Source organism: Sphingobacterium sp. UBA7855, from assembly GCA_002500745.1.
In the GTDB taxonomy this organism is placed as follows: Bacteria; Bacteroidota; Bacteroidia; order Sphingobacteriales; family Sphingobacteriaceae; genus Sphingobacterium.
Genome location: DLST01000010.1, coordinates 507,552 through 531,003, shown reverse-complemented (window position 1 = coordinate 531,003; position 23,452 = coordinate 507,552). Strand labels below are relative to the sequence as shown.

Sequence of the window (23,452 nt, the reverse complement as noted above, 5' to 3'; positions counted from 1 at the left end):
TAACACGCCTATACGTTCCGTATGCACTTTTAAAAAATGGTACTAAAAGCTGTATAAAAATTATACTAAAATGTTAAAGAAATTTATTGACAGGCCAGTTTTGGCAACTGTTATATCGATCATATTTGTCATACTGGGGGTCATCGGTCTTTTTAGGCTGCCCCAAACGCGATTCCCGGATATCGCCCCGCCCACGGTCCAAGTTACCGGAAGCTATCCCGGAGGAAATAGCGAAACAGTATTGAGATCAGTTGTTACACCCCTTGAAGAACAAATCAATGGTGTGGAGGACATGGAATACATTACATCGACTGCAAGTAACGATGGTACATTCTCGGTGCGCATTGTCTTTAAAGCAAGTGTAAACCCAGATCAAGCAGCCGTCAACGTGCAAAACAGAGTACAACAGGCTACTCCGATCTTGCCACAAGAAGTTGTCCGAATGGGATTAACAACCTCCAAGCAACAAAATAGTATGATCATGATATTTAATATCTATACAGAAGATAATAAAAAATATGATGAACTATTTTTACAGAATTATGTGAACATCAACTTGATCCCACAGATCAAGCGTGTTCCCGGGGTCGGTCAGGCGATGGTATTTGGTTCCAAAGACTATTCGATGCGTGTATGGTTGAATCCGCAAAAAATGGCAAGTTATGGACTTGTGCCGCAAGAAGTTATTGCTGCAATTTCCAAACAAAGTCTGGAATCTGCACCTGGAAAACTAGGTGAAGAATCAAATGCACCTCTTGAATATGTTATACGCTATAAGGGGAAAAAGAATCTTCCAGAGCAGTATGAAAACATTATCGTTAAAAACAATAATGTCCAGATCGTACGTTTAAAGGATGTGGCACGTATTGAGTTTGGCTCGATCAGCTATAGCGGTAATTCCCAAAATAACGGTCTCAATACCGTTACCATCGGTATATTCCAGACATCAGGCTCCAACGCCAATGAAATTGAAATTGGAATCGACAAACAGATTGAAATAGCGCAACGCTCATTCCCTCCTGGAATCAAAATTTTTAAATTGATCAGTACCAAAGAGCGTTTGGATGAAAGTACAGCTCAAGTACGTTCGACATTGATTGAAGCCTTCATTTTGGTTTTCCTCGTTGTATTCTTATTCTTACAAGACATACGATCGACTATTATTCCAGCAATTGCAGTCCCTGTAGCTATTGTAGGTACCTTCTTCTTCCTGCTCGTGTTGGGCTTTACCATCAATATATTGACGTTATTTGCCCTCGTACTCGCCATTGGTATTGTTGTCGATGATGCAATTGTCGTTGTCGAAGCAGTACATGGAAAGATGGAGACTTCCAATTTAACAGGTAAACAGGCTACCCATAGTGCCATGAGTGAAATCACAGGAGCTGTAATCTCCATTACCTTGGTGATGTGTGCAGTTTTTATTCCCATTGGATTTATGACAGGTTCATCGGGTATGTTCTATAAACAGTTTGCCTACACTCTTGTGATCGCCATTGTGATCTCTGCGATCAATGCCTTGACGCTGACACCTGCACTATGTGCATTATTACTTAAAAATACACACGCCGAAAATCAAGATGGACAGACCCCAAAAACTGGGTTTTCTCAGCGTTTTTTCAAAGCGTTTAACGCAGGCTTCGAAAACTTGACCAACCGATACGTTGGTTCATTAAAATTCCTGGCAAAGAAAAAATGGATTTCCGCACTTTTGATCCTGGCTACAATTGGCGTTGCGGGGTACCTCATGACAAGCACTTCCAAAAGTTTCGTACCAATGGAAGATGATAACTTTGTCGTATACAGTTTGGAAATGCCCCCAGGAACGGGACTGGACCGAACAACAAAAGCAGTAGAAAAAATCGAAAAACTACTTGCCGATATCCCTTCGATTGAAAGCCATACAAGTATTACTGGATTCAATATGATCGGTAACAACTCCAGCGCAGCCTATGCGACAGGATTTATACGCTTGAAAGATAAAAAGAAACGTGGTGAGATGAACGATATTGATCAGATTCACCAAGTGATCTCACAAAAATTATCCAGTGTCAAAGAAGGTAACGCAATGGCATTTCGCTCCCCTCCTGTTGATGGTTATGGTATGATGAATGGCGCGGAACTCGTTTTGCAGGACAGAGCTGGTAAATCGCCGGTAGAGCTCAAAGCAATGTCCGACTCCGTTATTGCGCAGATTATGAAACAACCGGGAGTGCAATTTGCCTATACCATGTTCAGAGCAGATTATCCACAGATGGAGTTAGAAGTAGATGAAGACAAAGCGGCCCAACTTGGTGTAGATGTCAGTGAAATGCTTTCGTCCGTTCAAACTTACTTTGCGGGTGACCAATCATTGAATTTCAATCGTTTTGGTAAATTCTATCGGATAGCAGTTAAAGCGGATGGCATTTATAGAACCGATAAAGAAGCATTCAACGAAATATTTGTCAAAAATAACCTTGGCCAAATGGTCCCTGTGAATACCTTGGTCACACTTCGTAAAGTGTATGGTCCTGAGTCGGTAACCCGTTATAATTTATACAATTCGCTCACGATAAACGTTGTTAGTACGCCTGGTATCAGTAATGGTGCGATCATGGAAACATTGGAGAAAAATGTATTGACCAAGTTACCGGGAGACTACAGCTACGAATGGACGGGACTTAGTTTGGAAGAGAAGTCATCAGGCAATCAAACCGTACTTATCTTAGCATTAAGCTTGCTATTTGTCTATTTCTTACTATCAGCACAGTACGAAAGTTACTTATTGCCTCTTGCCGTCCTGTTATCCATCCCAACAGGTATGATCGGCTCTTTCCTAGGAACACATGCTATTGGGTTGGACAACAATATCTACGTCCAGGTCGGCTTGATCATGCTCATCGGTCTTTTGGCAAAAAATGCCATTTTGATTGTTGAATTTGCTTTACAGCGGAGAAGAGCAGGCTCCTCACTCATTGATTCGGCTTTAGAAGGCGCAAGAGCTCGTCTACGCCCAATCTTGATGACTTCATTGGCTTTCATTGCGGGTATGGGCCCCTTGATGTTTGCGACCGGCGGAACGGCCACAGGCAACCATTCCATCAGTACAGGAGCAGCAATGGGTATGTTAAGCGGTGTTATCCTTGGCGTAATTATTATACCATTACTGTACCTGGTGTTCCAATATTTGCAAGAAAAAGTTTCGGGTAAAAAACTTACGGACAATACAGTACACAATACAAACGATTAAAATGAAAAAATTTCATCACTATATAACAATTTTCGCAAGCACTACCCTGTTGTTGTCTGCATGCAGCGTGGGCAAAAAATACACCCGTCAGGAGATAGCAATGCCCGAAAATTTCAAAAACAGCGAGGTTGTCGTGACGTCTGATACGCTACAGCTATCCTGGCGTAACTTTGTACAGGATCCCCTGTTGACATCACTCATTGAAAAGGCTTTGTCCAATAATACGGACGTCAATGTAGCACTCCTGAACATGCAACAATTGGAACTCGCGTACAAGCAGTCTAAGAAAGGATTACTGCCAACAGCTGATTTAAGCATTGGAGCGAATAGAACCTGGTTATCGAGCAACTCCTTGAATGGCTCACTGAGCGACCAATTTATTGGGACACCCTATATGGACGATTATAGTGCTACGCTCAGATTGTCTTGGGAAGCCGATATATGGGGAAAGGTAAAAATGCAAAAAGAGGAATCCTTGGCCAATTTTTTTGGCCAAAAGGAAAATTTATCGGCCCTGAAAACCCGGGTTATTGTACAGGTCATCCAGTCCTATTATAATCTGATTGCTTTGGATGAACAGCTTACGATTGCACAAAGAAATGTTCAATTGAGCGATAGCACATTGAATATGATACGTTTGCAATACAACTCATCACTGGTCAGTTCGCTTGCTGTGGAGCAAGCCGAAGCTCAGAAGAAAACTGCTGAATTATTGATTCCCCTAGCCCATCAAAATATGGCGGTCGAAGAAAATGCACTGAGCATTCTTTGCGGAGGTTTCCCCGAGGGCATTCAACGTACAGCAAGTTTAGATGATACGATTGTTGGAGCCGGACTTGCCGCAGGGGTACCGGCCGAACTATTAAGCCGCAGACCAGATGTCAGAGCAGCTGAATACGCTGTTGTGGCTGCGACAAGCAGAATGGGACTCGCTAAAGCAGCAATGTACCCCTCCATAAGCTTGACTCCGTCCATTGGTACAAACTCCATTCAATTTAGCAAATGGTTTGATCTACCGGGTTCTATTGTGAAAACAATAGCAGGGAATATTGCTCAACCGATTTTTCAGAAAGGGGCCTTGAAAACAAACTATGAGATATCGGTCATCGAACGCGAAAAGATAGCTTTGCAGTTTAAACAGTCGGTTATGGTCGCAGTTTCGGAAGTTTCGGATGCCTTGGCAAAAATCAAACATACAGAACAGCGCCTGCAACTTATCCACGCCAAATCAAATGCCCTCGCAAAAGCCACCGCTGATGCGGCCTTACTTTACAAAAGTGGGATGGCAAACTATTTGGAGGTGATAACTGCCCAAAACAATGCACTTCAAAATGATTTGGAACGTATTACAGTAAAACGGGAAAAGCTCAACGCAGCCATAGATCTTTACCGTGCACTGGGTGGCGGAACAGATTGAATGGTGAAGAAGACAGGTTAAAAAGAAAAAATGCGTATCATTTTCAACAAAGCCCTATATTTATCAAACGGTTTGGCTTTTGATTCCTAAACCGTAAAAACAGATCTAACAATTTATTATACATACATTAAATAGATATTACCTTTATGAGCAATACTGATACTGAACAAAAATTTGTTAACCAGCAGATCCAATACCTTGAGTTTGTATCAAGCGACCTTGAACGTTCCAAAGCATTTTATACGACGAGCTTCGGTTGGGAGTTTACAGACTACGGGCCGGAATATACATCTTTTGGAGGAAAATATGTTGATGGTGGTTTTACACTTGGTGCCCCCAGAAATGGCAGTATTCTCGTCGTTATCTATGCCGACGATCTACAGGCTACGCGTGATCAGGTTATCCGTGCTGGCGGCACGATATTGCAAGATATTTTCAGTTTCCCGGGCGGAAAAAGATTTCAGTTCCAGGATCCTGATGGATATGAATTAGCCGTGTGGACTATAGAATAAAAATATACATTTTATTATAAAGCCCCCATGTTCTTCTGATATGGGGGCTTTATAGTCTAAAACTAAGCCTTTTTAGCTTTCTGATAGTTTTTATTTTTATTCCTATTGAAACGCTTCTTCTTATGCTGCGGATTTTTTTTGCCAGGGTTGTAAATAGGTCCCGCTTCAAACCCCTCAGGCAATGGCAGTTGTTCAATCGGATAACCTATTAAACTTTCAATCTGGACGAAGCGATTCTGGTCCTTTTCATTAACAAAGGTAATGGCCGTTCCTGTGGTCGCTGCCCGCGCGGTACGCCCGATACGGTGAACATAGTCTTCCGGATCTGGTGGAACATCATAATTAACGACCAAACTGATCCCCACAACATCGATACCACGGGAGATGACATCGGTACCCACCAGTACCCGTACCTGACGGGAGCGGAATCTGCCCATGATATCTTCTCTTTTCGACTGCTCGAGATCCGAATGGAATCCCTCGGCATCAATTCCTTGCTTCTGTAATTCCTGAGCAAGAAGTTTGACCGTGGTCTTTTGGGATGCAAAAATAATAACCGATACATAGTTCGGATCCTTCAGTATCGATTTTAGGAGCTCCATTTTCTGTTGATCATAGACAAGATATACACGTTGATCAATTCCTTCCGAGGGTTTGGAAATGGCAATATTGACTTCCACAGGATCTAGTAGGATTTTTCGGGCAAAGGACCTGATTTTTACTGGCATAGTTGCTGAAAACAAAAGCATCTGCTTTTTCCTCGGCAGATAACTTACAATACGTAAGATATCGTCTTGAAATCCCATATCCAACATACTATCGGCTTCATCCAAAACAAAGTGCTTTAAGTGAGAGAGATCAATCTTCATGGAGGTAAGATGGCTTATCAACCTACCCGGCGTAGCAACAATGATATTTACTCCCTCTCGTATAGCGCGCTTTTGCTGCTCGTACCCCATACCGTCGCCCCCACCATAGATGGCTATGGATGTTGCACCGGTATAATAAGACATGCCCATAATTTGCTGATCGATTTGCATAGCAAGTTCCCGGGTGGGAACAAGGATAATAGCAAGAATGGATTCCCTTGAATCCCGCGCTATCGCATCGAGGATCGGCAACATATAAGCCGCTGTTTTACCTGTACCTGTCTGTGCACAGGCAATCATATCTTTTCCCTCTTTAATAATCGGGATGGTCTGTTCTTGGATCGGCGTAGCTTCCTCAAACATCATACTTTCTAAACCTTCTTCCAAAGCTGGAACAAAGCCAAATTCATCAAATCTCAACGTATTGTTTTTATTGTTGTGCCCTAAATTACTAAATCTAATTCATAAAACTCTAAAATTAATACCGATAGCTCGTTACTTATTCCAAACAACGTCGCCGTTGGACTAATCCACGCAGAAATTAGGAATGAAGTTGCAAGCCAAACATAGCATGTTTCTGTAGATGAAATTAATCGGTAATCTGTTTTCTGTTTCCAGATGACACAACACTCAAAACAGTATAACCAAGCATGCCTGAGCAAAAAGAAGCGATCAGCACAGCAAACTTTGCTTCCTCAATTAATATGGTATCATCAAAAGACAGTATCGAGATGAAGATCGACATCGTGAAACCGATTCCCCCCAATAAGCCTACTCCAAAAATCTGTTTCCAGCCAGCCCCTTCCGGTAATTGCGCAATATTCAGTTTTTTGGCGATGAAACAGATCAAAAATATACCAATTGATTTACCAGCGATAAGACCGAAGATAATACCAATCCCCAATTTTGAAGTCAATCCACCAATCATTTCCCCATGGATTGGAATAAGCGTATTCGCAAAAGCAAATAATGGAATGATAATAAAATTGACAGGTTTGGCCAAAAGATGCTCCAATTTTTCCAGGGGGGATTCTTCCGCGTCCGGTGTTGTTGGCAACGTCATGGCAACAAGCACACCCGCTATTGTAGCATGAATGCCAGAATGGTGCACAAAGTACCAAATAAATAGACCCGGAATAAGGTAAGCCCATATCGCTTTAACGCCCAGTTTATTCAACACGATCAAAAACAGAAAGATGCCTAAAGCAATAAATAAATAGGTCGCATGAATACCATTGCTATAAAAGATCGCAATCACCAATATGGCAAGTAAGTCATCAACAATGGCCAGAGCAGCCAAAAAGATCTTAAGACTGGCAGGAACTTTATTCCCGAGAAGCGTGATAACGGCTAAAGCAAATGCAATATCCGTTGCCATGGGGATACCCCAACCATGTACAGTCGAGGTGCCCTGATTCAAAGCAAAATAAATGATGGCTGGCAAAAGTGCCCCCCCAACCGCAGCCAAAATGGGCAGGATTGCTTTACTTGGCGATGAGAGTTCACCCTCTACAATTTCACGTTTTATCTCGAGCCCCACCAGTAAGAAGAAAATAGCCATCAAACCATCGTTGAGCCACAATAGCCACGAATATTTTAAATGAACATGATCGCTCTCAAAGCCTACTTCCTTGTTCAGGAATTCCATTACACTGGCATACAAAGGTGTATTTGCAACGATCAATGCTAGAATAACACAGGAAAAAAGTATAATTCCACCTGCAAAGCTGGATTTTAAGAATTCTCTAAAGACAGTTAAATTGATAAGTTTTGACATGATTTGAATATCTAAAAACGCTTACAAAGGTTGACAAGATACGATTTTTAGGACCATTTACCGAATTCGAGCGACGATATCCCGGGCTATATCCAATCTAACTACCCTTTTATTTTTCGAACCTAACAAATCAAATGGGAGAAACAGAGGTTATGCATTAAAATTTTATGAAAATTTGTTTATTTTTTTACCGAATTAATTTGACTTTGTTGCAAAAAATACTTAGCTTGCTACTATAGTTAATAAACCGTTTATTATGTGCAAGAAGTGGATTTTCATGGTGCTTCTTTTCGTAGCAAATTTTACATATGCGCAGACGACAGAGGATAAAACCCAACATTCAGGTTCCCATTACATTATTTTAGCAATCATCGCTATCATTGTCATTGTTTATATATTATACAGGAGGCAAAAGAGGAAATTTAATGAATAAGGGNNCCCTTATTCATTAAATTTCCTTCCACATCCCCTTCACTTCCCATCAAACTTTCAATGACTCAACATATTAATCACGAATCGGTTCATTCGTTTGTGCTAATCGTTGCGATCCCGTATTTGCCGGACATGCAATATCGTCTGCTGCATCGTATACAAGCTTCTTGCCATTCAATTTTGTAATCAACTCTTGAGGGACATACACCTGAACTTTGGTAATCGCATAACCACTTGGAAAATAGCGAACATAATAACCATCGGGGTGAAGCGTCCAAATACCACTTGGCACGTCCGTACGAGGTTCAGCCATACCAGCTAAGATTGCATATTGTTCAAAATCAGCGTACGAATAGTTTCCTGAGGAAACTAGCTGCCGAATATTATTTTCCGCTTCAAAGATTGTCTGTACTGCAGGAGGCATTTGGTCTTTTGCCTTTTGGACAACATCGAATGGCAAAACGCCGAGCGCACCACCTTCCAAATGCAAAATTTGTTCAGCTGTAAGCAATTTTAAGGCTGTCTCTTTCACCGGACCCGAATAATCAATAAATTTTGTCTTCGCTATGATCGTCCACAATAGCATCTGTATATCAGATTGTGCAACTTCCGGGTGCTTTTCAGCACTTTTCAAAATTGCAATGACCACTTCTCTCTTCTTGCCCAATGTAGGTGCATACATATATCCATCACCTTTCGAAGGCGCATAAGTACCTGCTTTCAAGCAATAGCTCTTATTGGTCATTTCAAAATGTCCAGCCTCCAATACGTAACCATCATTGCCATTCTTTTGCAAATTTTCTAAAGGTTTATAAACAGCCGTATTTTGAAAATCGGGCATTTGCTCCCCCTTCCTATTTACATCCTCAAAACTTGTACTAATCGCTTCTGGTTCCTTTAGCAGTTTATCCAAACCCAACATTTTGCTTCCCTTGGAAGCAACGGCTTTGCTTGCCTTATCCAATAGCCCTCCAAATTGAGCCGAGGCTCCTTGGATATTAAATAAAAAAGCAACTGTAAGTATAACGACACCGGTTATTCTATTTCTTTTCATAATTGATTTCATTTCAGCTCTTGTCCACAAAAAAGAAGCCAATTTAAATCACCAACACAATATTTATAATTTATTAATTCATTGTTTGCACACATTACCGGATTTCACACGTCATTTCAACGATCCTATTCATCCATTGAAATTTCACAGCAAACAGATTTTCAAAAGAAGCTAAAAACAGTTGATTTCCCCGACATTACTCTCCTCAATTTCTCCTGAAACTGATCACCGTAAATAGTTAAAAATACAATATTAAAACGTATCTTTGCAGCATGATTAATGTGTCAAATCTCTCCCTTCGTTTTGGTAAACGTGTACTATTCGAAGATGTCAATCTAAAATTCACACCTGGAAACTGTTACGGTATTATTGGCGCTAATGGAGCGGGTAAATCTACTTTCTTAAAAATTATCTCGGGGGAAGTTGATCCTTCGACAGGTTCAGTGGCATTCACGCCAGGCGAACGCATGTCTGTTTTAAGTCAGGATCACTATGCTTTCGATGAGTTTACTGTTCTTGAAACTGTCATGATGGGTAACCAAGAGCTTTACAAAATCATGAAAGAGAAAGATGCCATTTACATGAAAGAGGATTTCTCTGATGCCGACGGCGAACGTGCCGGCGAATTGGAAAGTCTTTTTGCTGAAATGGATGGATGGAATGCCGAATCAAATGCCGCAACTTTATTGAGCAGTTTGGGTATTAAAGAAGAACTACATTATAAGTTGGTTTCTGAAATCGACGGTAACCAAAAAGTCCGCGTACTTTTAGCGCAAGCATTATTCGGTAAACCCGATATTTTGATTCTCGATGAGCCTACCAATGATTTGGATATTAATACCATTGCATGGTTAGAGGATTTTTTAGCGAGTTACGAAGCAATCGTCCTCGTTGTATCCCACGACCGTCACTTCTTGGATGCTGTATGTACGCATACAGTGGATATTGATTTTGGTAAGATGACAATCTATACGGGTAACTACTCATTCTGGTACGAATCTTCTCAATTAGCGTTAAAACAACGTTCTGATCAAAACAAGAAAATGGAAGATAAAGTAAAAGAACTCCAGGAATTTATCCGTCGGTTCTCTGCCAATGCTTCCAAATCCAAACAAGCTACTTCTCGTAAAAAAGCCTTGGATAAGATCAATATTGACGAGATTAAACCATCCAACCGTAAATATCCTGCCATCATGTTCAATACCATGAATCGTGAACCAGGAGATCAAACGCTACAAGTTGAAGGATTAAGCAAAACGGTCAATGGCGAGGTATTCTTTAAGGATATCACATTTATGATTAATAAAGGCGATAAAATCGCTGTTCTAGGTCCAAATTCATTGGTTACCACAGCATTTTACGATATTATCACTGGTAGAGACACCGATTTCGGCGGCGAATTCAAATGGGGCGTTACCATCACTCCTGCCGATATGCCGATTGAAAATGCCGCATTCTTCGAAGGAAAAAGTGATAATTTAGTGGACTGGTTGAGAGAATATACAACTAACCCAGAAGCAGACGAACAGTTTATAAGGGGATTTTTAGGGAAAATGTTGTTTTCCGGTGAAGAGGTTATGAAGAAAGTATCTGTGCTTTCGGGAGGAGAAAAAATGCGCTGTATGTTCTCCCGGATGATGCTTCAAGGTGCCAACTTCCTGATCTTCGATGAACCAACCAATCACTTGGACTTGGAATCTATCACTGCATTGAACAATGGAATGTCTGATTTTAAAGGATCCATGCTGTTCACATCCCGTGACCACGAATTGACTGAAACTGTTGCCAATAGAATCATCGAATTGACGCCGAAAGGTATCATCGACAAATTGATGACTTACGATGAATACATTAATAGCGATGTAGTGAAAGCACAACGTGAAGAAATGTATAAATAAGATAATTTATCCCAATTTAATAAAGGCTCCATAATTCATTTTATGGGGCTTTTTTGATGTCCATTAAAAAACACTGAGGGGTTCAGTGCTAATCGCGATTGATATGAAAGAATTGAGAAAGTTTTACTTTACTGAACCGAAGGTTTGACAACACGCCAACCTAATTGTAAGGACACCGCACAATGGTCGGATAAATCTTGGCCCTTTTCGTTTTGAAAAAGCTTTTTTTGAACCTGATAATTCTTTGCCTCAAATAGCAAAAGATGGTTATTGCGATAGTAAATTTTATCAATACCTTCGCAATCCTCTGTCAACTCCAATGCTGTTTTCGCTTCAAAATTCACTTTATGCCCGGGAATATCACCTTTGTTGCGTAAACTTACCCATGCATCTACCAAACCTAAGTCCTTCTGAAAAGAACCGATGTTATCCAGCTCGTAAGCATAATGTGCATTAAAGTCACCCATAATCAAAAGTGGTCTGCCAGCCGAATACTTTTTGATATAGGCTTTTAGCTGATTTATATTCTTCTGCCGGGCAATCGTTGCATTCTGATCATCCTGCGCTGTCGCATGTACATTATAAACATCAATAAATACTGCCTTGGCCAATTGAATTCGAGCATAAGAAAAGCCTTTAGGCGTCAGACAATCTGCACCATTGCAATCGGTCCAGCTTATTCGCTCAAACTCTACGATCGGATATTTTGAAAGTGTACTCAGTCCGTCTCCAAAAGGTACTCCACCCATATTTGCCGTTCGGTAGCTATGCTTATTTTCGCTGTAAAGAAACTTGTTGTAGTTAAAATCCTCCTGTACATTGACAATATCAAACGCATTGATCCGATTGCCGATCGACCTAATACTGGAAGACCGCTCGGTTACAGCACTGGAAATCAATTCAGGAAGGCCAGCTATATTGTATGTTAACAAATTTAGCTTTCCGTATGTCGCCTCCGGCATAGCTGCATACACCGAATTACTGAACTTCGGCTGTTGTTTTGGCTTCAACTTAAAACCCAACATGACACCGGCAGACGCACAGATAAATAAGATGACAATCTTTCGAAAACCCTTGGGTCCAATTTTTTTTTCGAACAATAGATCTAATAGCATGGACTGAATATTTTGTTCACTCCAAAGGTACTCCACCCACATTAGCTCTGTTATCATATTCAATTAATTCTACTTTTAATAATTATACACAAATCATTAAAAGCTAATAATTTATAAACACTATAATGACAAAAGGTTAATACCTGCATAGCATAGGGGTTAAAGCTTTCAACTATTTTTATACAACCCCTAATAAGAATAACATGAGAAAGGTAGCCTTCTTTACAGAGATACTCGTCGAGGATTTTGACGGTGCATCACGGACAATGTTTCAGTTGATAAACCGTATAGACCAGCAGAAATATGACTATTTCTTTATTTATGGCGGCGGCCCTACGCAATTTCGAAATTTCCATTCTTACAAGGTTCCCACATTCAAAATACCGGTCAATGACGATTATTGTCTCGCTATTCCACAGCTTATTAAAAAGAAACTGGAGCTCGCCTTAGATAAATTTGCTCCCGACATGATCCATATTGCAACTCCTTCCCTTTTAGGTTTTTTTGCTTTAAATTATGCCAAACGGAAAGGTATTCCTGTCCTTACAATCTATCATACACACTTCATTTCATACATCGCCTATTATTTCAAAAACATATTACCCTTAGTCAAACCGACTGAACAATGGATAAAAAAAGCAATGAATAACTTTTACAATAAATGTGATATTGTCTATGTACCGACCAAATCCATTCTAAATGAATTACAGCAGATCGGCTTACAACAAGAAGGATTAAAGCTCTGGCAAAGAGGAATAGACACAGCTCTGTTTAACCCCCAAAAAAAGAATCTATCTCAACTGCAGACCATCACAAAGAATGACAAACCAACAATCCTTTTTGTCAGTCGTATCGTCTGGGAAAAAAATATTAAAACGCTTATTGAAATCTATCAACAGATACATGCCCAAAACCTCGACTATAATTTCATTGTTGTCGGTGAAGGAACAGCCAAAATAATTGCGATGCAAGAGATGCCTAAAGCCATTTTCTTAGGAAAGAAAAGCCATGATGAGCTCGCAATTTTATATGCTTCGGCCGATGTCTTTGTTTTTCCGTCGGTCTCAGAAACGTATGGAAACGTCGTCGTCGAAGCATTAGCATCCGGACTTCCTTGTGTTATCGCCAACGGCGGAGGCTCGGCGTCCTTGATTCAGCACGGAAAAAATGGATTTAAGTGTCAACCTGAAAATGCGGCTGGATATGTTTACTACCTCAAAAAAATTCTCTCCGACGCAAGCTTAAAAAGTAATCTCGTCATTGAAGGTCTATCCTATGTTGGGCAACTGGATTGGAATAGACTAGCTGGACGCTATTTTAATGACATTGAACTATTGATAGACAAAACACAGGAAGTCGATTTGGCATGGGCAAATTAACAAACCCAAGCCAACTCATCAAAGGTGTTTTTTTACTTTTGATTCTGGCGTCCATCACGATCTTTTTAGCGAAAAGCGATTTAAATGCGTTGAAAAAAGAGCTCTCCTCTGTTGGTTATCGCTTCATCGTTATTTTGTTTACAACTTGCGCGGCCTATTTTTTAGGTACATTAGCTTGGTGGATATGTTTAGGCCCTGCAAAAAAGAAGGTCAATCTGCTCGAACTCTTTGCCGTCCGTCAAATCGGGGAAACCGTTGGACTATTCAATCCCACAAGCATTATCGGTGGCGATTTATTAAAGGCACAATTGATAACCCGTTATGACATTCCTTTAAAAGAAGGATTAAATTCGGTTGCAATATCCCGTATTACTGCCGTACTGTCTCAATTGACACTCTTTTTTATTGCTATGATTTGGTTGATATTTTCTCCTTTAAAAAATGAAATTATACGCTACGCAGGCCCAGTAATTTATATGATCTGTCTATTTTTATTTCTTTTGATGATCTTGATACTTTACTGGTTAATAGCTGCAAAAATTCCCTCACAAACCAAGGCTTCAACAGCAACACCTTTTGGAAAAGCACAAGCGCATGTTCAATCACTACTTTGGAGTGTAAAAGACTTTTATAAACATCAAAATAAGGTTTTTTGGTATTCTTACTTACTTTTTGCACTACATTGGATTATTGGCAGCCTTGAATTCTATTATATTCTAAAATTTTTGGGTGTCGCAGTTCTACCAATACATGGTTTAATAGTAGATATGAGTGTCATTGTGCTGAAAAGCATCGGTGCTTTTATTCCAGGGCAACTGGGTATTGAAGAAATCGCCAATAAGCTCCTACTCCATATGATCGGTATTACAGGAGGTAGTATTTGGCTCAGTGCTTCATTATTACGTCGCGGCCGACAGCTTATCTGGGTAGCGCTGGGTTTTATATTTTATCTATGCATCAAAAAGAAACCAGTTCATGTCCCCATCTGAAATAGAAATACTATTTGTCAGCCACAAATATCCCCCAAGTGTTGGCGGTATGGAAAAGCAAAGCTTTGAACTCATCAATACCGCAGCTCTTTACTTGAAGGTACACACCTTAGTCTATGACAATAAGGAACCTCTTTTAGCCTTCTTCTTCCAGCTGAATCGCCGCATTCTCGCCAAAATTAACGATAACCCCGGCATCAAGCTTATCCACTTTAACGATGGATTAATTGCGTCCTTAGCCTCTTTTCATAAAGGATATACCCATTTAAAACGTGCTGTCACGCTTCACGGTCTGGATATCGTTTTTCCACTTCGTTATTTTCAACGTAAGATCATACCGCGGTTTAATACATTTGATCAGCTTATTGCGGTGAGCCAAGCTACCGCCGCCGCCGCCCAGTTACGTGGTATCGATCCATCCAAAATTATTGTTATACCCAACGGTGTAGATCCGATACACTGCTCCACTCAAAACAATGAACCAACCTGCGAAAGCAGGCCCTATTTTATCACTTTGGGACGCCCTGTTAAGCGGAAGGGCTTCTCGTGGTTGATGAAACATGTCATCCCCGCGATTCAGTGCGATTTCAAATTACTAATGGTGGGGCCATTCGATCAAAAACCGACATGGAAAGAACGCCTATTGCAGCTTACACCAAAAAAGATAAATCATTTAATCACCCTATTCCTAGGATTTCCCACCGATCAAGGGGCCATCCGAAAATTACTGAAAGCATACCCCGAAAAAATTGAACATCTTGGAAAAGTTCCATTCGAACAACTGCAAAGCCTTCTGACCAACGCACAGGCCTTTTTGATGCCCAATATTGAAGTGGCCGGTGATATGGAAGGCTTTGGGCTCGTCTGCCTAGAAGCTTCCACAGCAGGCACAATTGTTGTCGCCGCCGAATTAGAAGGAATTACGAGCGCCGTTACACACAATTACAATGGGCTTGTCCTGCCAAGCGAAAACCAACACGCATGGATCGAACAACTTCAAGCCATCTTAGCAGATCCAGTCCACTATAAAAAGCTAAGCCTACAATTTAAACAGAATACCTTAAAACAATATAGCTGGGATATTATGGCTAGATCCTATTGCCAATCATTTGCAGACTTAGTTACAGCAGCAGATAAATAATTGACCGTAATACCGCATCAAGTTGACTGCATCTGTCATCCACGCGGAAAAGCTCTTCAAAAGGCTTTGTTTAGAGAACTTGCTTGCTTGGTGCATAAAAAAAGTCCTTAAAAAGTTAAACACTTTTTGAGGACTTTTTAATTGAACGATAAATTGTTCTTCACGGATGGTGCACTATGATAACAGCGCAGCAGAAGAATCCAATACTAATGTACACTGGACATATCGATCTGTGTTTTCCCTTGTTTGATCATCAATACAAAAGGAACACAAATCAGAAAGACAACCCCGAGATACAAAAACACATCCATATAAGATAAAACGGTCGCTTGCTTCATCACACTCATGTCTAATATTTGATGCGCTTTGGCAAGCGCCTCATTAGGCGAAAAGCCTTTCGACTGAAAACTCATTTGCAATTGTTGCACCCGTTGTTGCACATCAAATTTACTTGGATCTAAATTGGCAACCAGGTCAACACGATGTTTTTGGCTATCACGGGCAATAAATGTCGTGATCAAAGCAATTCCAAATGAACCACCCAACTGGCGCATCATCCCTGTAAAGGCAGCACCTTCACCAATTGACTTACCATGTAATGTCGATAGTGAGAGTGTCATGACAGGTACGAACAACAATCCTAAGCCAACTCCACGTAGAATCAGGGGCCAAAACATGTGCTCAGATCCCGTATCATTGGTCATGAGACTGTACATCCAAAAACAGAATCCAAAAAAGATACTAAGCCCCACGGCAACCATATATTTTTGAGGAACACCATTTTGGATCATCTTTCCTATAAAAGGCATCATGATACCGGTCATGATCGAACTTGGCAACAATAACAAACCTGCGTCTGTGGCCGTCCATCCCAATATCGACTGGGTATAGATTGGAATAATAAAAGTCGAGCCGAATAAGCCAAAACCGAGGATAAAGCTCATCACTACACCCACCTGCAAATTCTTATCCTTCAATACCCGCAAGTTAACAATGGGTTTGTCGTACACCAGTTCCCGCCAGATAAAGAATAATAGTCCGAAAACAGACAAGATTGATAGGCCTAAAATCAATGGATCGTCAAACCAATCATCCTGCTGTCCGTGCTCCAAAACGAATTGAAGAGAACCGATAAACATGATTAAAAAGATCATACCAAACCAATCCACCTCCTTTGCAGATTGTTTTTGGCTGTATTTGGGGCTGCGTACAAAAGATAAGGTCAACAATGTAGCAATAATACCTAAGGGCACATTGATATAAAATATATAAGGCCAGGAGAAATTATCGATAATATATCCACCTAAAGGAGGACCTAATGTAGGACCAATAATAACCCCCATACCATAGATGGCCTGAGCCATACTACGTTTTTCTTTCGGATAACTTTCTGTAATGATGGTTTGTGCTGTTACCAACAAAGCTCCACCGCCCATCCCTTGTATAAAACGAAATGCAACAAGCTCCCAAATATTGGTCGCGTTACCACATAAAAATGAAGATACCGTGAATATGATAATAGACGCAGCAAAGTAATTTCTCCGTCCAAATTGTTGGGACAACCAGCTGGTCATCGGAATCACAATTACGTTGGCGATCGCGTACGCGGTAATAACCCAAGCGACATCGGTCAAGGTCGCCCCCAACGAACCTTTCATGTCGTTCAGAGCCACGTTGACGATGGTTGTATCCACGATTTCCAACAGCGCACAAAGCACCGCTGTAATCGTAATTACAACACGTCGAAAACCATATTCAACCAGACTATCTTGTTGATTTAAATTTTCCATAGTTATTGAACATGCACATCTACGTCAGCATTCATGCCCGGTCTGAGCAAAGCCACATTTTCTGCTTTATTGTCTTTTGTCAATTTGATTTTTACAGGTAAACGCTGAACAGTCTTCACAAAGTTACCAGTCGCATTATCTGGCGGCAATAAAGAAAAACGCGATCCTGTCGCCGGTGAGAAAGAATTTACTTCACCTTCAAATTCGATATTAGGATAAGCATCCACTTTGATTCCCACCTTTTGACCAGGCTTCATTTTTTCCAATTGCGTCTCTTTAAAGTTGGCAACGACCCAAGTTTCAATATTATCGACAATGTAGAACAAAGATTGACCTGGATTGACCATTTGACCGGGCTGAACCTTAATGTTAGACACCTGCCCATCAACCGATGCAAGTACCGCGGTATAAGAAAGGTTCAATTTAGCCGCCTCAAGCTGTGCATTCGCTCTTTTTATATTCGCCTCAGCAACAGAAGTTTGTTTTGAAGCCACTGTAGTCTTACTGACGATTGCATTACGTTGCGACGCACTGGCATTGCGTTGCTGTTGCAAAATTTCAACCTGCTTGTCGGCTTCCAATTTAGCCGTTAATGCCTGCTCGTACTGCTGTTTCGTAATGGATTGGTTATTGTATAAGTTTTGGTAGCGGATATAATCATTGTTTGCCTGTTTCGCACGGATACGTGCTGCTTCAATGCTGCCTAAATTCGATTGGATCGTTGCATCAGAGATCGCTACATTTGCCGAAGACGCAGATACATCTGCCTTTGAAACATCAAAGCTACTTTGAGCTGCTGCCAAGGCTGCTAATGCCTCGTCCACACGAACCTGATAGTCTTGACTCTCAATGGTAAATAACGTATCCCCTTTTTTAACCAAATCATTGTCCTTTACGTAGACTTTTGAAATGAATCCACCAACACGGGGAATAATCGGACTCATGTTTTTTTCTACTTGTGCGTCATCAGTCGTTTCGTGCGCCTGACCATGCAAGTATTTATAGCCACCGTAAGCCCCACCGAAAATAATGAGTGCAGCCAAAACAATGGTGAATTTCTTATTTGTACCTTTTTTCTCAGGTGCGTTTTCTATTGTATTTTCCATGTCTAGATTAATTGCTATTTGATGTTTAACGACCCATTTGCCAATAGAAGGTCATAATATTTTTCGATTGTGTTTGCTTTGCTGATCGCGAGGTTTATTTTACTTTGAAGTTGCTGTACATCTGCCGTCAACAAATCATCTGTATCTGCAATACCGTTGTCATATTTATCCTTGGTAATACGATAATTTTCAACTGCCTGATCCAGCGCCTGATGATATACTACATCCTGCTTCTGTGCCAACATGTAGTTTTCGTTGGCCTGCTGTACTTGAACTTTTACCCTGTCATTTAATAGTTCAATATGTTCATCGATTTCCTTGATACGGTTTTTTGCCACATTCACTTCCCTTTTATTTTTGTAAAGCGAACCGATATCGTAAGAAACGCCGATGCCAACCATGGCAGCATTCGTAACGGTAACCACCTTTTGAAGACCAAAAGCATTGTATCCAGCAGTTGCAGCAACAGTTGGCATGGCAGCCGCTTTTGTGACTTTCAGCTGATCTTCAGCAACCAAACGTTGCGATTCCATCGATTTTAGATCTGAGCGCGAGGTTTTTGCTGCATCATATGATGCTTTTAAGCCCAAATCCACACCTGTGACTTCGCCCAAATTGATCTGATCCAGTTGGGTATCTTCATCAATTTTCAAGAAGTTAGCCAATTGATAATTCAGCACCTTGATATTTTTCTGTGCTTCCTGAAGCGAAACCTGATAGTTTGAAAGCTGCAGTTCTGCTTTTAATAAGTCATTACGTGCGATCAAACCATTATCCAACATTGCTTTAAAATCCGAAACACGTTGCTCCGACTGCTTGATATTTTCAGCAATCAACAAATTTGTTTGCTGAGCCTTATAAAGACTCAAATAAAGATTTACTGCACGTATAGCCAATTGTTCTTTGCTCGCTACAGCATTGTATTCCTCAGCTTTCAATACATCCTTTGCAATATCAATGCCGCCCTTAATTCTGCCACCGGTATAGATTGGCAGGCTTACCGAAGCCTGTCCTAACCACAATTGATTTGCTGCAATATCCGGCGTAGCCCCTCCCTCACCCAATGCCAACTTTAAATTCACATTTGGAGTAGTCATGGCCATGTATTGTCCACCCAATTTTGCGTCGGGAAGTTGCTTTGATTTGGCAGTTTCGACTTCGAGCTGCCTTCCGAATATCTTGGTATCAGCGGACTTCGCTTCCACGCTTTGATTTGCGGCCAAGTGAATTATCTCTTCCAAAGTCATATGCTTATTGTCTTGTGCCAACAAACCCATGGGACTTAGAAGTAATAAAGCACTTAAATTGGCCAACTTATTTTTCATATGTCAATAAAGCTTTAATTGTTTTCTGTATAAATTCTGTCAAAGTTGTTTCTATATAATGTGCGTAATCTTTATCATTATTGATATGCAACTGATCCTGTAAAAAGCTATGGTTCATCTGGAAATTCATAAAAGTTCCCATCATCATCGAGTGAATCAAAATTGGATCATACCCCGCTTTAAATACCCCCTGAGCAACCCCATCACTGATGACGGAAGAGATCACTTCTAAATTGTGTAATTTGAGTTTCCTAAAAGCCTCAGATATAAGCATCCGTTGCTTTAGTGAACTTTCGATGGTAATAATGTGATATAGCTTTCGGTGAGAGTTCATCGATTTAATTGATCGATCCACCATCGCATCAATTTTATCCAACGCATGATCAATACCCGCAAGTTCATCCACATTGATCATGAAATCGGGAACACGCCATTCAAAGAAAGTATCCAATAGCTTGTCTTTAGAACCAAAATAATAGTTGATCATCGCCACATTGACATTCGCTTCATTGGCGATATCACGGACGGAAGTTCCATCAAACCCTTTTGTTGCAAAAAGACGCTCTGCTGCTAGCAGTATATCAATCTGTTTTTCGTTAAATTCCATTATAAACAACTACCTCTTTAAAGATACAATCGCATCTTAAGCAACGAAACGAATCGCAGTGCTATTAAATGCGGGACAAATTTAAACAAACGTTTAATTTAAACAAATGTTTAATTATTAAATTTATGTAAAAAAAAGACACCTTGACGGGTGTCTTAGAGCTGAGCAAGTCTGTTTGTTTATTTAATACTCGGTTTGGCTACTTAATTGAGTATCCGATAGATCATCTCTTTGAGAATCTCTGCGCTATTAAAGTTACTTGGAACATTAACACCTTTCGATTTTAAGTCAGTCTCTTTTAGAACATTGAGCACGTCGAACGTTTTTCTACGGTTGTAATTTCTTGCCGCAAGTTCATATTCTTTCAAAAAGAATGGATGGACACCTAATTCTTTTGCGGCGACGGTCTTATCAATAAGATAATGATATTTTAGAATTTTAGTAAAGTAGGTCGCCACTTGACCGATGACCATAACCAAAGGATTATTTTTGGGATTTGCCACAAAATAGTCGACAATCTGATACGCTTTTAAGGCATTCCGTTTTGCTAATGCAGTATTTAATTCAAACACGTTATAATCTTTAGAAATACCAATATTACGTTCGACGTCATCCGTACTCACTTCCTGATTTTTGGGAACATTGAGCATAAGCTTATCCAGTTCATTGGATATTTTGGACAAGTCATTACCGAGATAATCTGCAATCAGTACGCTAGCCTGGGGATGAATACGCCAACCTGCGTCTTTCATGTAGGATCCGATCCAGGGCGCTACCTTATCATCATAAAGTTTAGCAGCATCAATCACCAATCCTGCTTTCTCAAAGACTTTGTAAATTTTTTTACGCTTATCAAATTTGCCATGTTTATAGCAAAAAACAAGAATAGTCGTTGGCGTAAGATGCTCCAGGTACTTGGTCAACAGCTCCTCGGTATCGGACTTCCATTTTAACTCTTGCGCCTCTTTAATAATGATAACCTGATTATCGCTCATCATAGGATATCGTTTAGCCGAATTGACTATTGTAGACATATCAACATCCTTTCCATAAAAAATGGATTGGTCAAAGCCTTTTTGGGCGTCGGTCAATACCGTCGCTTCAAGCGCTTCAGCAATGGTGTCGATAAAATAGCTTTCCTCCCCCTGCAATAGATATACGGGATTAAAAACCCTATTTTTAATATCGGATAAGATCGGATGTATGTTCATATGTAAAAACGCGCGTGCATGAGAAGCAAAATTACAATTTTAATAGCAAATCAAACCGGAACTTCCCAAAGTTATACTTTTATATCTCTGTTCATTACTTAGCTTTGCAGTAATTGACTGCTTTAAAGGCGAGAAAATGCAGCTGGCAAACTAGCGCGGTTGGTTTACTTCTTTGCCGTAGAAAGACAGAGTTTATAAAAAAAACAGCATATTTCCGAACTAGGCAATTTATTAGTATTACCAAAATTTTAGTACATTTGTTCATGTTTTCACCCACTCCACTGAACTTACCTCCATTTAAAGCTAAAATATCCCAAAAAAACAATGCGATTTACATTTTTGATGAGCTCAGAAAAAAGAATCTGGTCTTAACTCCAGAAGAGTGGGTTAGACAGCATTGGATAAACTATCTGTCACTCAATAAAAATTACCCCAAATCACTGATGAATATCGAAGGCGGATTAAAATTAAATAACCTTCAGAAAAGAAGTGATCTGTTAATTTACAACAGCAATGGACATAAGATCGTTTTGGCCGAATTTAAGGCACCGCATATAAAAATTACTCAACAAGTGTTTGAGCAAATTGCAAATTATAACACCGTTCATCGCATCCCCTACTTAGTAGTGAGCAATGGCATAAATCATTACTATTGTAAAATTAATTTTAAGACTGAGTCCTATGAATTTTTAGAAGACCTCCCCAGCTATAACGAACTTGGCTAAGGAGCTATGCATGAAACACATAAAAAGGGAGGTAGTCTATACCTTAATCGCCAGGCGGTGAGTCGAGCCCACAAAAAAAATGTAAAGTAGATGTAAAACATCTTTTCAATTTATTTGATTTATAAAATATAGTTTTATATTAGTCCTACAGAACAGAAAAAAATAAAAAGATGAATATAGATAAAAACGAATTCAGAAAATATGCAGTAAAGCATCACCGTATTGGAAGTCAACACGTTGACAGCTTCATTGCTCGCACAGAGACAAGCATTCCTACAAATCTTACACCATACATTGTTGAAGAGCGTCAATTGAACGTTGCACAGATGGATGTATTCTCACGTTTGATGATGGATCGCATCATATTTTTAGGCAGCGGCATTGATGATCAGGTTGCCAACATTATTCAGGCACAACTTTTGTTTTTACAGTCAACCGATGCACAACGTGATATCCAGATCTACATTAATTCTCCAGGCGGGAGTGTGTATGCTGGGCTGGGAATTTATGATACCATGCAATATATCACGCCAGATGTAGCAACAATCTGTACCGGTATTGCTGCTTCGATGGGAGCTGTGCTTTTGGTTGCTGGTGCGAAAGGGAAACGCGCAGCGTTACGTCATTCACGTGTTATGATTCACCAACCTTCTGGTGGCGCTCAAGGCGTCGCAGCCGATATGGAAATCAACTTACGTGAAATGATGAAATTAAAAGAAGAATTATACACCATTATTTCAGATCATTCTGGACAAACTTACGAATGGGTAGAAAAATCTTCTGATCGGGATTACTGGATGAAAGCCAATGAGGCGAAAGAATTCGGTATGATTGATGAGATTTTACTTCCTAAGAAGGAGAATATTAAATAAC

Annotated in this window: 18 protein-coding genes; 9 read left to right on the top strand and 9 right to left on the bottom strand. The window is 40.3% G+C overall.

Features of this window, described 5'->3' with window-relative positions:
• The first annotated feature begins 70 nt into the window (after positions 1-70).
• The 3 genes from B2107_RS08485 to B2107_RS08475 all read left to right on the top strand — a co-directional run bounded on the left by B2107_RS08485 (position 71) and on the right by B2107_RS08475 (position 5,161).
• Positions 71-3,232: an efflux RND transporter permease subunit gene (locus B2107_RS08485; protein WP_293954973.1), complete on the top strand. Its 3,162-nt coding sequence runs from the start codon at positions 71-73 to the stop codon at positions 3,230-3,232.
• Between the two features lies 1 nt (position 3,233).
• Entirely contained in the window at positions 3,234-4,649 is a 1,416-nt protein-coding gene (locus B2107_RS08480; RefSeq protein ID WP_293954971.1) for an efflux transporter outer membrane subunit, read from the top strand.
• Between the two features lie 146 nt (positions 4,650-4,795).
• Positions 4,796-5,161: a VOC family protein gene (locus B2107_RS08475; RefSeq protein WP_293954969.1), complete on the top strand. Its 366-nt coding sequence runs from the start codon at positions 4,796-4,798 to the stop codon at positions 5,159-5,161.
• 62 nt (positions 5,162-5,223) lie between these two features.
• Here the strand turns inward: B2107_RS08475 and B2107_RS08470 are convergent, their stop codons facing one another.
• The 3 genes from B2107_RS08470 to B2107_RS08460 form a co-directional block, all read right to left on the bottom strand.
• Positions 5,224-6,450, bottom strand: coding sequence for a DEAD/DEAH box helicase (locus B2107_RS08470; protein ID WP_293954967.1), 1,227 nt, complete (start codon positions 6,448-6,450; stop codon positions 5,224-5,226).
• A 169-nt stretch (positions 6,451-6,619) separates the two neighbouring features.
• Positions 6,620-7,807 (bottom strand): Na+/H+ antiporter NhaA, encoded by a 1,188-nt coding sequence (nhaA, locus tag B2107_RS08465; protein WP_293954965.1) that lies wholly within the window; start codon positions 7,805-7,807, stop codon positions 6,620-6,622.
• Between the two features lie 505 nt (positions 7,808-8,312).
• Positions 8,313-9,293, bottom strand: a complete 981-nt coding sequence (locus B2107_RS08460; RefSeq protein ID WP_293954963.1) for a hypothetical protein — start codon at positions 9,291-9,293, stop codon at positions 8,313-8,315.
• 272 nt (positions 9,294-9,565) lie between these two features.
• Here B2107_RS08460 and B2107_RS08455 point away from each other — a divergent pair, with 272 nt between their 5' ends.
• Entirely contained in the window at positions 9,566-11,191 is a 1,626-nt protein-coding gene (locus B2107_RS08455) for an ABC-F family ATP-binding cassette domain-containing protein (protein WP_070565495.1), read from the top strand.
• 128 nt (positions 11,192-11,319) lie between these two features.
• Here B2107_RS08455 and B2107_RS08450 read toward each other — a convergent pair whose 3' ends face one another.
• On the bottom strand, positions 11,320-12,363 hold the full coding sequence (locus B2107_RS08450) for an endonuclease/exonuclease/phosphatase family protein (RefSeq protein ID WP_293954960.1): 1,044 nt from the start codon (positions 12,361-12,363) through the stop codon (positions 11,320-11,322).
• Positions 12,364-12,509: 146 nt separating this feature from the next.
• Here B2107_RS08450 and B2107_RS08445 point away from each other — a divergent pair, with 146 nt between their 5' ends.
• The 3 genes from B2107_RS08445 to B2107_RS08435 are packed head-to-tail and all read left to right on the top strand — an operon-like array spanning position 12,510 to position 15,815.
• Positions 12,510-13,685, top strand: a complete 1,176-nt coding sequence (locus B2107_RS08445; protein WP_293954958.1) for a glycosyltransferase family 4 protein — start codon at positions 12,510-12,512, stop codon at positions 13,683-13,685.
• A complete protein-coding gene (locus B2107_RS08440; protein WP_293954956.1) occupies positions 13,673-14,674 on the top strand; it encodes a lysylphosphatidylglycerol synthase transmembrane domain-containing protein in 1,002 nt (333 codons plus the stop codon). Before B2107_RS08445 ends, B2107_RS08440 begins: the two co-directional genes overlap by 13 nt.
• Positions 14,661-15,815: a glycosyltransferase family 4 protein gene (locus tag B2107_RS08435; protein WP_293954954.1), complete on the top strand. Its 1,155-nt coding sequence runs from the start codon at positions 14,661-14,663 to the stop codon at positions 15,813-15,815. The genes B2107_RS08440 and B2107_RS08435 overlap by 14 nt, the downstream gene beginning before the upstream one ends.
• 206 nt (positions 15,816-16,021) lie before the next feature.
• On the opposite strand, the gene B2107_RS08430 is transcribed toward B2107_RS08435, so the two are convergent.
• From B2107_RS08430 to holA, 5 genes are all read right to left on the bottom strand, one after another.
• Positions 16,022-17,605, bottom strand: a complete 1,584-nt coding sequence (locus B2107_RS08430) for an MDR family MFS transporter (protein WP_293954952.1) — start codon at positions 17,603-17,605, stop codon at positions 16,022-16,024.
• A 2-nt stretch (positions 17,606-17,607) separates the two neighbouring features.
• On the bottom strand, positions 17,608-18,711 hold the full coding sequence (locus tag B2107_RS08425) for an HlyD family secretion protein (RefSeq protein WP_293954950.1): 1,104 nt from the start codon (positions 18,709-18,711) through the stop codon (positions 17,608-17,610).
• Between the two features lie 14 nt (positions 18,712-18,725).
• Positions 18,726-20,036: a TolC family protein gene (locus tag B2107_RS08420; RefSeq protein WP_293954948.1), complete on the bottom strand. Its 1,311-nt coding sequence runs from the start codon at positions 20,034-20,036 to the stop codon at positions 18,726-18,728.
• Positions 20,026-20,643, bottom strand: coding sequence for a TetR/AcrR family transcriptional regulator (locus B2107_RS08415; protein WP_293954946.1), 618 nt, complete (start codon positions 20,641-20,643; stop codon positions 20,026-20,028). Before B2107_RS08415 ends, B2107_RS08420 begins: the two co-directional genes overlap by 11 nt.
• Positions 20,644-20,846: 203 nt before the next feature.
• Positions 20,847-21,854, bottom strand: a complete 1,008-nt coding sequence (holA, locus tag B2107_RS08410; protein ID WP_293954944.1) for a DNA polymerase III subunit delta — start codon at positions 21,852-21,854, stop codon at positions 20,847-20,849.
• Between the two features lie 263 nt (positions 21,855-22,117).
• Between holA and B2107_RS08405 the strand changes: the two genes are divergently transcribed.
• Both B2107_RS08405 and clpP read left to right on the top strand, forming a co-directional pair.
• On the top strand, positions 22,118-22,579 hold the full coding sequence (locus B2107_RS08405; protein WP_293954942.1) for a type I restriction enzyme HsdR N-terminal domain-containing protein: 462 nt from the start codon (positions 22,118-22,120) through the stop codon (positions 22,577-22,579).
• 170 nt (positions 22,580-22,749) lie between these two features.
• Positions 22,750-23,451: an ATP-dependent Clp endopeptidase proteolytic subunit ClpP gene (gene clpP, locus B2107_RS08400; protein WP_209574482.1), complete on the top strand. Its 702-nt coding sequence runs from the start codon at positions 22,750-22,752 to the stop codon at positions 23,449-23,451.
• The last annotated feature ends 1 nt before the right edge of the window (position 23,452 follow it).